The sequence below is a fragment of the Flavobacterium sp. GW823-FHT04A11 genome (assembly GCF_058796535.1).
Genome location: NZ_CM179503.1, coordinates 1616997 through 1629301 on the forward strand (window position 1 = coordinate 1616997; position 12305 = coordinate 1629301).

The 12305-nt window shown below is 32.4% G+C and carries 10 protein-coding genes and 1 tRNA gene; 8 read left to right on the top strand and 3 right to left on the bottom strand.

Translation table 11 applies throughout. The features are described 5' to 3' along the window. Positions 1-302: 302 nt before the first annotated feature. A tRNA-Phe gene (locus AC3QL1_RS07090) sits at positions 303-375 on the bottom strand. Positions 376-479: 104 nt separating this feature from the next. Here AC3QL1_RS07090 and AC3QL1_RS07095 point away from each other — a divergent pair. From AC3QL1_RS07095 to AC3QL1_RS07125, 7 genes are all read left to right on the top strand, one after another. Next, positions 480-1214, top strand: coding sequence for a type III pantothenate kinase (locus AC3QL1_RS07095; protein ID WP_492496331.1), 735 nt, complete (start codon positions 480-482; stop codon positions 1212-1214). Continuing rightward, positions 1207-2433, top strand: a complete 1227-nt coding sequence (bamG, locus tag AC3QL1_RS07100; RefSeq protein ID WP_492496333.1) for a BamG family beta-barrel-assembly machinery protein — start codon at positions 1207-1209, stop codon at positions 2431-2433. The genes AC3QL1_RS07095 and bamG overlap by 8 nt, the downstream gene beginning before the upstream one ends. Before the next feature lie 50 nt (positions 2434-2483). Then, positions 2484-3035, top strand: coding sequence for an LPS export ABC transporter periplasmic protein LptC (lptC, locus tag AC3QL1_RS07105; RefSeq protein ID WP_492496335.1), 552 nt, complete (start codon positions 2484-2486; stop codon positions 3033-3035). Between the two features lie 10 nt (positions 3036-3045). After that, on the top strand, positions 3046-3240 hold the full coding sequence (locus tag AC3QL1_RS07110) for a hypothetical protein (RefSeq protein ID WP_264536023.1): 195 nt from the start codon (positions 3046-3048) through the stop codon (positions 3238-3240). 3 nt (positions 3241-3243) lie between these two features. Continuing rightward, positions 3244-4503 carry a hemolysin family protein gene (locus tag AC3QL1_RS07115; protein WP_492496337.1) on the top strand — a complete coding sequence of 420 codons (1260 nt, stop codon included), beginning with the start codon at positions 3244-3246 and terminating at the stop codon, positions 4501-4503. Between the two features lie 108 nt (positions 4504-4611). After that, entirely contained in the window at positions 4612-6711 is a 2100-nt protein-coding gene (locus tag AC3QL1_RS07120) for a peptidylprolyl isomerase (RefSeq protein WP_492496339.1), read from the top strand. Positions 6712-7106: 395 nt separating this feature from the next. Continuing rightward, on the top strand, positions 7107-7550 hold the full coding sequence (locus AC3QL1_RS07125; RefSeq protein ID WP_492496341.1) for a hypothetical protein: 444 nt from the start codon (positions 7107-7109) through the stop codon (positions 7548-7550). A 30-nt stretch (positions 7551-7580) separates the two neighbouring features. Here the strand turns inward: AC3QL1_RS07125 and AC3QL1_RS07130 are convergent, their stop codons facing one another. Further along, positions 7581-8495 carry a GYDIA family GHMP kinase gene (locus AC3QL1_RS07130; RefSeq protein ID WP_492496342.1) on the bottom strand — a complete coding sequence of 305 codons (915 nt, stop codon included), beginning with the start codon at positions 8493-8495 and terminating at the stop codon, positions 7581-7583. A 101-nt stretch (positions 8496-8596) separates the two neighbouring features. Further along, on the bottom strand, positions 8597-9919 hold the full coding sequence (locus tag AC3QL1_RS07135; RefSeq protein ID WP_492496344.1) for a hydroxymethylglutaryl-CoA reductase, degradative: 1323 nt from the start codon (positions 9917-9919) through the stop codon (positions 8597-8599). Positions 9920-10100: 181 nt separating this feature from the next. Here AC3QL1_RS07135 and AC3QL1_RS07140 point away from each other — a divergent pair, with 181 nt between their 5' ends. Beyond that, a complete protein-coding gene (locus AC3QL1_RS07140) occupies positions 10101-12272 on the top strand; it encodes a S9 family peptidase (protein ID WP_492496345.1) in 2172 nt (723 codons plus the stop codon). Positions 12273-12305 lie beyond the last annotated feature (33 nt).

Here is a 12305-nt window from a genome sequence, read left to right on the forward strand (position 1 = left end):
TAAAAACTTAATGTATGATTTTACGAATATATGAGATATTTTTTTATTTAGTTGATACTTTTTTAACAAAAACTATATAATTATTAACTTTGGTTTTTTTGGTAATTAAAAGTTTACAAAACTTGAATATTAGAATCATTTAACCGCAAAGATCACAAAGCAAAAAGCACAGAGTTCGCAAAGTTTAAAAAAAACTTTGCGAACTTTGCGTAAATCTTAGCGCTCTTTGCGGTTAAATTTTTGTGCGATAAATTTCAGGAAAGCATTAAAAACAAAAAACCCACTCAGTTGAGTGGGTTTCGTGGTACCTCCAGGGATCGAACCAGGGACACATGGATTTTCAGTCCATTGCTCTACCATCTGAGCTAAGGTACCGTTGTGCGGTTAATGCGGGTGCAAAGATAGAATCATTTTTCGTTTATCCAAAACATTTTTTTAAAAAAATCAATTCGTACCTTCGCATTGGTAAATAAAAAAATATGGTTTTAACAGTAGATGTTGGGAATACCCGAATTAAAGCAGCTGTCTTTGAGGAAAGTAAAGTTCTCGAAAATTTTGTTTTTGAGAAAAATGAACTGGAAAAAAAAATTGAAAAAATTTTAAAAAAGTTTCCAAATTGTTCTGATTTGGTCGTGGCATCAGTCGGAAATGTCGAAAAACAATCTTTTCTGGCTTTCGAAAAACAAATCAATATTCATTTTTTGACACACGAAGATGTTTTTCCTTTCATAAATAAATATGCTACGCCAAAAACATTAGGCATCGACAGAATGGTTTTGGCTTCCGGGGCAACTTTGCAATTTCCCAAACAAAACAGATTAGTTATTGATGCCGGAACTTGTATTACCTACGATTTTATCGACGAAAATGACAATTATTTAGGCGGAGCCATTTCGCCGGGTTTGAGATTGCGATATGAAGCTTTGCACAATTACACGGCCAGACTGCCGTTATTAACTTTAGAATCTCCGGATTCTTATATAGGAAACTCTACCAAACAGGCGATTCATTCAGGGATTGTCAATGGGTTCGTCTATGAAATTGATGGTTTTATCGATGAATATCGGGGAAACTTTTCAAATTTTATAATAATTTTAACGGGTGGTGATGCAGATTTTTTGGCTAAACGATTAAAAAATACCATATTTGCCAATTCAAATTTCCTTCTGGAAAGTTTGAACCAAACATTTCAATATAAAATCGACAATGATTAAAAAAATTATAATAAGTGCTTGTTTACTTATCTCGTTCGTTTCATTTGCTCAGCAAGGTACATCTTCACCATATTCTTTTTACGGAATTGGGGAATCAAGATTTAAAGGAACTCTTGAAAACAGATCTATGGGTGGAGTTTCAGTAGAGCAGGATAGTATTCACTTGAATATTGAAAATCCGGCAAGTTATGCCAGTCTTGGACAAACGACTTTTACAGTTGGAGGAACTTTTGGAACTAATGTTATAAAAAGCGATACCGAATCTTCAAAAGCACAAAGATCAACTTTTGACTATTTAGCATTAGGAATTCCGATGGGAAAATTTGGAGCAGGTTTTGGTTTAGTGCCATTATCTTCTGTAGGATATAAAATTTCAGATCTAAATCCAGCTCAGGGAGGAATAAACAGTCAGCTTGAAGGAAAAGGCGGAGTAAACAAAGTATTCTTTGGTTTAGGGTATAAAATTACACCAAAATGGAATATTGGAGCTGATGTACAATATAACTTCGGTAAAATCTCAACAACCACTATCGAAGCCGTTACAGGCGTTCAAAGTGCAACAAGAGAAACAAATGCTTCTGAATTATCAGGTGTGAATTTTAATATTGGTACCATGTATCAGACTAAAATTGACAAAAAGCTAAACTTATATACAAGTTTAAACTACACCTTTGCAAGTACATTAAGATCAAACAGCACAAGAGTTATTGAAGTTGATGGAGATCCTGATGATATTACGGACGATCCTGTTGAAACTACTTTAAAATTACCAAATAAAATAACTTTTGGTGCCGGTATTGGAGAAGCCAGAAAATGGTTAGTAGGTACAACTATTGCTTTTCAGGGCGATGGAAAACTGAATAACTACTATAATACAACAGATAATGTTCGTTATGAAAAGTATTCTAAATATGCTATTGGAGGATATTACGTTCCTAATTATACTTCTTTCTCAAGCTATTTTAGCAGAATCACGTACAGAGCAGGTCTTAAATTTGAAAAATCAGGACTAATTGTAAATGATCAGTCTATCAATGATGTTGGAATGACTTTAGGTGCCGGTTTTCCTATTACAGGAACATTTTCAAACGTAAACTTTGGAATTGAAGTTGGTAAAAAAGGAACAAAAACAGCAGGTTTAGTTCAGGAAAATTATGTAAACTTTAGTTTAAGTTTCTCTTTCAACGATAAATGGTTCGTGAAAAGTAAATTCAATTAAGCATAATTTTATGTTTTTTTAACCTCATTACAATTTACTACATTTGGCAAATGAATTTACCAAAGAGATATATAATAAACGCTGTCACAGTTTTTGCTGTGACACTGTTTTTTGGATGCGAAAGTAATTTTAAAGAAGTTCAGAAAATTAACTTTTCAGAATTCGTTCCCGGAAGTGATGCTGATACTGTTGATATAAAATATACAGATTCAGGACGCATTACCGGAGTTCTCAAAAGCAGAAAAATGCTGGATTATTCTAATCTTGATTTTCCATTTACAGAATTTCCTCTGGGAATTGACGTTACTTTGTATGATAAAAAGCAAAAGCGTACTTTTATAAGATCAAATTATGCTGTTTCCTATAAACAAACCGGAATTATCGATTTGCAGGGAAAAGTAAAAATTACATCAGAAACCGGTCAGATGCTGGAAACGGAGCAATTGTATTTTGATCAGAAAAACGAATGGTTTTATACCGAAAGAAAATTCAAACTAACAGATGCAAAAGGTGTTTCGCACGGACAAGGTATTGACTTTAGTAAAGATTTTAAAGTGATAAATTCACAAAGAATAACCGGCGAACTGGAAGCCGAAGAATAAAAACACCATCATGAATTATTTAAAATACACACAATACGTTTACATTTTATTCGCCGTTTTTTTTATTTACGACGGAATCACGAAATTAAATGAAGGAAATGACAATTCTACTTTAAGTTTTATAATTGCAGGATTGGCCATTTTCATGTTTTTCTTCAGAAGAAAGTTTGCAAGGAAATTTGACGATCGTAACAAAAAACAATAAAAAATGGAAATTAGTATTATAATACTATGTTTAATACTATCAGCCTTTTTTTCAGGAATGGAAATAGCGTTTATTTCTTCCAATAAAATTTATCTTGAAATAGAAAAAAAACAGGATAACTTTATTTCTCAAATCCTCACAAAACTTACTCAGAATCCTTCAAAATTTATCGCGGCAATGCTTATTGGCAATAACGTTGCTTTGGTAATTTATGGATTTTTTATGGGTGATGTAGTCCTGCAATGTGTCACCGGTTTAGGTTTTCACTTTTCGGATATGACCAGTTTATTGGTTCAGACCTTAATTTCTACTTTTGTGGTTTTAATAACCGCTGAATTTTTTCCGAAAGTCTTTTTTCAGATTTACGCTAATTCCTTAATTAAGATTTTTGCAATTCCGGCCTATTTGTTTTACAGGCTGTTCTACTATATTTCGACCTTTTTTATCTGGATTTCTGATTTTATTTTAAGAAAGTTTTTTAAAACAGAAGGAGATCAGGTTCAGTTGTATTTTAGTAAAATAGAGTTGGGGAATTATATAACAGAGCAAATGAGTTCTGTAGAAGATAATGAAGAAGTCGATTCTGAGATTCAGATCTTTCAAAATGCCTTGGAATTTTCAGGCGTAAAAGCGCGTGATATTATGACGCCGCGCACAGAAATTGTTGATATTGATTTGTTTGCAACCGTTTCAGAGCTAAAAGAATTATTTATAGAAACTGGCTATTCTAAAATTGTAGTAAGCCAGAATTCACTTGATGACATTGTGGGTTACGTGCATTCTTTTGATTTGTTTAAAAAGCCGAAAACAATTAAATCAGTTCTAATGACTGTTGAGTTTGTACCGGAAACAATTTCGATAAAAGACGCTTTAAATTTGCTCATTAAGAAACGAAAAAATGTCGCTGTTGTTCTGGATGAACACGGAGGGACTTCGGGAATTATAACGATAGAAGATATTGTAGAAGAGCTTTTTGGTGAAATTGAAGATGAACACGATCTTGACGAAGAATTAATAGAGCAGGAGCTGGAAGAAGGTAAATATTTATTCTCGGCACGTTTGGATGTTGAATATTTAAATGAAACCTATAAATTGAATATTCCTGAGGAGGATTCTTACGGAACTTTGGGTGGTTTTATTGTAAATTCAACCAAAGAAATTCCTCAAAAAGGAGAAAAAATAGTCATAGACAGCTTTCATTTTGTGATAGAAGAAGCTTCAAACAAGAAAATTGAATTAGTAAAAATGACCATAAAAGAGTGATTTTTTCTTAAATTAAAAAAAAATGTCGAAAATAAAACACTAGTTGTATTGTTATTAACTAGATAATTGTATTTTCGCAAACTGAATATAAAATTAACGATAATAAAAATGGCAGTTTTAGCAAAAATTAGACAGCGTTCCGCTTTATTGATAGGAGTTATTGCACTTGCATTATTTGCATTTATAATACAAGATCTTTTCACAAGAGGAAGCTTCGGTCAGAGTTCAAAAGATGTAGGAAGCATCGATGGAAAAGATATTTCATTTGAAGACTTTAGAGTTAAAGTTAGTAATGTTGAAAAAAGTGGGCAAGGAATTACTTCCACTGAAGCTGCAAACAGAGTTTGGGATCAAGAGGTTTCAATCGCTTTATTGTCATCTCAGTTTGACAAATTAGGATTGAGAGTTGGTGAAAAACACCTTTTGGAAGTTTTAAAAACAGATCCTAATATTGGTAAAAATCCAATGTTTTTAAATGCTGCAGGCGCTTTTGATGTTGCTAAATTTAAAGAGTACTTCAAAACAAATCCTGAAGCAGCACAATATATTTCAGCAAAAGAAAAAGATGCTGAATTAAACGCAAAATTTCAAATCTACAATACATTAGTAAAATCAGGTCTTTACACAACTGCTAGTGAAGGAAAATTGAAATATGAAATGGAAGCTAACAAAGTAAACTTTGCTTATGCTGCTGCATTATATTCTTCTATTAAAGATAGTGATGTAAAAATTTCTGATTCTGATATTGTTGATTATATGAAGAAAAACGAGAAAAAATTCAAAGCGGATGAAACTCGTGAAATTCAATATGTTTTAGTTGAAGACAAAGCTTCTAAAGAAGATGAGGCTGAGATTAAAGCAAAAATCACTGCTCTATTAAACGGAAGAGTAGAGTATAATGCAAAAACAGGTAAAAACGATACTTTGCCAGGTTTTAGAAACGCTACAAACATTGCTGAATTTGTAAATGCAAATTCTGATGTTCCTTACGATTCTACTTACGTGGCTAAAAATGCTTTGCCGGCTGTTGATGCTGATAAATTATTTAGCTTACCAGCAGGTGCAATTTATGGTCCTTATGTTTATGGAAGATATTATGCGATCTCTAAATCTTTAGGATTTAAATCAGGAGTTAATGCAAAAGCAAGTCATATTTTAATTGGATATGAAGGATCTCAAACTCCTAATCCAAAAGAAAAAAGAACTAAAGAAGAAGCAAAAGCAAAAGCTGAAGAAATTTTAGCTCAGGTTCAAGCAAATCCTGATAGCTTCATGATGTTGGCTTTTACAAGTTCTGATGATTCATCTGCACAACAAGGTGGTGATTTAGGATATTTTGGTCCAAACCAAATGGTAAAACCATTTAATGATTTTGTATTCAGCAATGGAATTGGAAAAGTTGGTTTAGTTGAAACTCAATTTGGATTTCACATTATCAAAATTACAGATAAACAAGACGGAATTCGTTTAGCGACAATCGCTCAAAAAATTGAGCCTTCTGAAGCTACTTCTGATAAAGTATTTACATTGGCAACTAAATTCGAAATGGATGCTGCTGATAAAGATTTCAATGCAACTGCAAAAGCTTTAGGTTTAAAAGTAGCTGCTCCGGTAACTGCAAAAGCTATGGATGAGCAATTTGGTCCATTAGGAAACCAACGTAACATCATCAGATGGGCATATGACAAAGAAACAAGCAAAGGCGATGTAAAACGTTTTGAAATCGCAAATGTTGGTCACGTAATTGCACAATACAAAAGCGAAAACAAATCTGGTTTAGTTTCAGTTACTGTTGCAAGACCTTATGTTGAGCCAATTTTGAAAAACAAGAAAAAAGCCGAATTACTAAAAGCTAAAATGACTGGTTCAAGCCTTGAAGCTATTGCTAAAAGTGCAGGTGTTGCAGTTCAACAAGCTACTAATGTAACTTTGGATAATACTGTTTTACCTGGTGGAGTTGGGCAAGAGCCTAAAGTTGTTGGAAATGCATTTGCATTAGCAGCAAATAAAATTTCTGCTCCAATTGAAGGAAATACTGGAGTTTATGTTGTAAAAAACATCAGCACAGTAAAAGCTCCGGCAATTGCTAATCATGCAGAATATGTTGCAAAAATAAAATCTCAAAGTGCATCTGATGCAAGCAGAATTTTACCAGCGTTGAAAAACAATGCTAAAATTGAAGATAACAGATTACAATTTAATTACTAGTTTTTAGTAATACATAATATAAAAATCCGAAACGTTCATTTGAATGTTTCGGATTTTTTTTATGAATTGAAATGAGTAATTTTTTTTTATTAAAGTTTAAAACTATAATGAAGAATTGCTCGTATATGAGTCTGAACAGAACTGTGTGCCAAATTTTCTTTAAGTAGAAATAGAACGTTATATTTTTCTTTATTTAAACCAACTTAAAATAGTTTCGTAATAAAAATCTTTCTATTTTTCTTAAGTTATATAGGAATAATAGAAATATAATCTAAAATATTTGGGATATTCAAATTATTACAGTTTATTTGTTGAGTTTTTTGAAAACAAATTTAATCAATATTGCAACAGAACAATGATCGAGAACTTTAATAATCAGGCATTTAATATTTTTTATGTTTAAGTTTTTGTTTAGAAGAAAAGCGAAAGTATATACCAAAATTGAAAATCACATTTTTGGAATAATTACAGAACTTTTAAAAGTAAGCAGTACTGACATCAACGTTGATGAATTGGGAGGCAAATATTATTTAAGTAATGAAGAACAACATTTCAAGGTTACTATTTTAAGTAACGATTATGTTATCAGACTTACTAATACCAGAGATTCTGTTGCTGAAAAATACGATAAATTTTTTGTGGAAGATGTTTTAAAAGCCGTAAAGGAAGAAAAGCACCGCAGAATGGAACTTGTATACGATTCTATTACAAATAGTATAGAAAAAATGGCTGAGCGTTTGCACAATACTCTTATTGAATCAAATGAGCAGGAAACACAAAAGGTTCGCAGACTTGAAACCAGCAAACAGCTTAAGAATAATAATAAAAAGGCTAATTAAGTTTTGTCTTAAAATGATTGTAAGCGAGATTTATACTTGTAAAATCATTTCGTTATAAGTCAAAATAGTTTCATATCCTTTTGAAACAAAATAATCTTTTGGACTTTCTTTACAAACTACCATTACAAAATCGCCGCCCCAGGCTCCGAGACTTTTTATTACACCATTAAAATCAGGAAAAGCAATTTCTTTGATTGTTCTTGTTTCAAGAATATTACTTAAATGAATTTCATGTTTTTCTAAAGCTCTCACAAAATCGGATACCGTTTTTGCATTTATGATAGCTTCAGTAAGTTTATTGTTTTTTGTAATGTTTTCTGCTAAATGTTCGTTTCTGTTGTTGTAGTATGCATTTATTGCAGCTTTGCTATTTTGCTTTCTATTCAAATACACAAAATAGATGTTTTCTTTAAAATCCGGATTAAAAATAACCGGTTCTACAATGTTGTTTTCGATTTGATATATAATAGGAGTATTATTTTGGGCGCAGGCAATATCATAACCGCTTCCGCCAAAACTATTATTGAGTAAGGTAAAAGCATTTATTTTTGCCCACTGCGCAATATTATTGATTAGGGTAGAAGATGTTCCCAATCCCCATTTTCTTGGAAACGTAAGATGTGTGCTTATTTTATATCCTTGCGCCAGGTTTATAAAGTCAGAATTTAATAAATAAGCTTCGTGTAAAATATTGATTAAAGTCGTTTTGACAGTTTCTGATTCGGGATTTGTTTTGTTTATAATTTCAGAAAACAAAATAACATCTTCAAACCAAAGATGATTGTCATAATCATAACTTTTCCATTCTATTGTTTGATCTGATCCTTCTTCAACCACTAAATCCTGCCCGAATTTTGTTGGCAAAGCAAAAGCATTGGCGCCGTCTAAAACAAGATATTCTCCGGAAATTAAAAGTTTTCCGTTACTGTAAAAGGTCTTTTTCATTCTGTATTAACTTAAATTCCAATATTTTTTAAATTCCAAATTCCAATATTATTGGCATTTTGTTGTTGGAATTTTATTCGGAACTATACTATTTGGAATTTTTATTTACTTTGTTTTCTTAGGTTTTCAATAAACTCAACAACGGCACTATGTGAAACGGTGTTCTTTTTGAAATGAGCTTTAATCAGGCGACGTTCTTCTTCATTAGCTTCAAACTGGTTGATGATATTGTTTAAATGCATTTTCATGTGCCCTTCCTGAATTCCGGTTGTAGTAAGCGAACGCAAAGCAGCAAAATTTTGTGCCAAACCAGCTACGGCAACAATTTGCATTAATTCTTCGGCTGAAGGTTTTTCGAGTATATCAAAACACAATTTTACCAATGGGTGCAAAGATGTTAATCCGCCAACGGTTCCTAAAGCAAGCGGAATTTCAAGCCAGAAAGTAAAGATTCCGTTTTCGATTTTAGCGTGTGATAAACTTGCATATTGACCATTGCGTGACGCGTAAGCATGCACTCCGGCTTCTACAGCCCTAAAATCGTTTCCTGTTGCCAAAATTACAGCATCGACACCATTCATGATGCCTTTGTTGTGTGTTACGGCTCTAAAAGGTTCTACTTCGGCAATTTGAACTGCCTGAACAAAACGCTCTGCAAAATCCTGTGGATTTGTAATATGTTTTTCGGCTAAATCTTCAATAGGACAGGAAACCTCGGCACGAACCAGACAATTGGGAACATAATTAGATAAAATGCTCATAATTACCTTGATTTCTTCCTCTTTAGAAAATAGATCAGCATTTTGAAATTCTTCTTTTAAAGTCGTGGCAAATTGCTCTAAACAGGAGTTGATGAAATTAGCGCCCATGCTGTCTTTGGTTTCAAAGGTCGCATGAAGCTGATAGTAATTTTCGAGTAAACTTCTTTTGTCTTTTAATTTAATATCTAAAATTCCACCGCCACGCTGCTGCATGTTTTTGGTGATACTTTGCGTGTCTTCAAAAAATTTAGGTTTTATCTGGTCAAAGAAAGATTGTAGTTTCTCTGCATCTCCATTGAATGTAAAATGAACCTGACCGATCTTTTCGGTATTGATAACGGTTGCTTTAAAACCGCCTCGGGTTGACCAATATTTGGCTGATTTTGAAGCTGCAGCAACAACAGAACTTTCCTCAATTGCCATTGGAATGGTCTTGTATTTTCCGTTGATTAAAAAATTTGGAGCAACTCCAAGTGGAATATAAAAGTTTGTAATGGTGTTTTCTATGAATTCATCATGCAGTTGTTGGAGCTTTTCGTCTGAATTCCAGTAATTTCTTATTATATTAAGTGCTTCTTCAGGGGTTGAAAAATATTCATTGGCGATCCAGTTTATTTTTTCTTTTTTGGATAATTTCGAAAATCCAGCAACAGCATTGTTCATTTTCAGTATTTTAAATAATAATGTTGCAACAAAGATACCAATTTAAGAGATTTGTTTATAATCTATTTAAAATTGAAAAATACGCAATCGTTATTTTTTTTAACATTTAACACTTAAAATGTGTATTATGTTTATTTTTTTCACTAAAATTGGGCTCTTTTTTATATTTAAATTAATTCAAATGAATACAAGTAAAATTACTGTTATACTTTTGTTTTTAGTTGCGACCGTTTTTGGGCAACAAAAAATTACTGTTGAGAATATTTATGGTGGAGCTTTTCGTGCCAAAGGAATGGATGAATTGCAATCGTTGAAAAATACAGACCAATATACTGTGTTGAATGTGGATAATGCCAGCAGAAGTATGCAAATTGATTTATACGATTTTGCAACGCTAAAAAAAGTATCTAATTTAATTGATACAAAAAATCATGCAGCATTAGCAGACGGAATTGACAGCTATACTTTTGATGCTTCAGAGAAAAAGATTTTAATTGCTTGTAATTCAAATCAAATTTTCCGTCACTCGTTTACAGCAGATTATTTTTTATATGATATTGCTTCTAAGTCATTAACGAAGCTTTTTGATTTTCAGATTCAGGAACCGACTTTTTCTCCTGATGGAACAAAAATCGCTTATGCTAAAGAAAACAATCTTTATGTTTATGACGTAGCTTCAAAAAAATCTATAGCAGTTACTACCGATGGAAAGAAAAATGCTGTTATTAACGGTATTACGGATTGGGTTTATGAAGAAGAATTTGCTTTTGTTCGTGCTTTTGACTGGAGCAAAGACAGTAAAAAACTAGCTTATATTCGTTTTGACGAAAGTGCAGTTCCTGAATTTTCGATGTCAATCTTCAAAAAAGACTTGTATCCAACAATTGAAACCTTTAAATATCCAAAAGCGGGAGAAAAAAATTCAGTAGTTTCATTACATATATATGATGCGGCTGCAAATGCAACTAAAAAAGTTGATTTTGGAAATTATAATGATTTTTATATTGCAAGAATGCAATGGACAAACGATAATAACACATTATCAGCTCAGGTTTTAAACCGCCACCAGGATAATCTTGATTTACTTTTTGTAGACGGAACTACTGCTGCTGCAAAAGTGGTTTTAAACGAAAAAGACAAAGCTTATGTTGATGTTACAGATAACTTAACTTTCTTAAAAGACAATAGTTTTATCTGGACAAGCGAAAAAGACGGTTTTAATCATATTTATGTATATGATAAAACAGGAAAACTTAAAAATCAGGTTACAAAAGGAAACTGGGAGGTAGTATCTTACTATGGTTTCGACGAAAAAAACAAAACGATTTTCTATCAGTCTACAGAAAATGGTTCAATCAACAGAGATATTTACAGAATTGGTTTAGACGGAAAAAACAAAGTACGTTTAACGTCAAAAGTTGGAACAAGTGCTGCGACTTTTAGTCCAAACTTCCAATATTTCATTACTACTTTTTCTAGTAATTTAGTGCCTACGACTTATACTTTAAACGAGGCTAAAACAGGAAAAGAAATTCAGGTTATCGAAAACAATCAGGCACTTGCTGATAAATTGAAAGCCTATAACCTTCCTGCAAAAGAATTTTTTGTTTTAAAAACGGCTAAAGGAAACGAATTGAACGCATGGATTTTAAAGCCAAAAGATTTTGATCCCTCAAAAAAATATCCTGTTTTCATGTACCAATATTCTGGTCCGGGATCTCAACAAGTAAACAACGACTGGAATAATACAGATGATTATTGGTTTCTTTCACTTACGCAACAAGGTTATATTGTAGCTTGTGTAGATGGTAGAGGAACTGGCTATAAAGGTGCTGATTTCAAAAAAGTAACGCAAAAAGAATTAGGAAAATACGAAGTAGAAGATCAAATTGATGCTGCAAAAGTAATTGGAGCTTATCCATACGTTGACGCTTCAAGAATTGGAATCTTCGGTTGGAGTTATGGTGGTTTTATGGCTTCAAACTGTATTTTTCAAGGAAACGATGTGTTTAAAATGGCAATCGCTGTTGCTCCGGTAACAAACTGGAGATTTTATGACAGTGTTTATACAGAGAGATACATGCAGACTCCACAGGAAAATGCAAGCGGTTACGACCAAAACTCTCCAATAAATCACGTAGATAAATTAAAAGGTAAATTTTTATTGATTCACGGTTCTGGTGATGATAACGTACATGTGCAGAATTCTATGCAAATGATGGAAGCGTTAATTCAGGCTAATAAACAATTTGATTCTCAGATATATCCAGATAAAAACCACGGTATTTACGGAGGTAAAACGAGAATTCAGCTTTATAACAAAATGACTAATTTTATCAAAGAGAATTTATAGTATAACTTTTATCAACCTTAAATAAATAGTGAA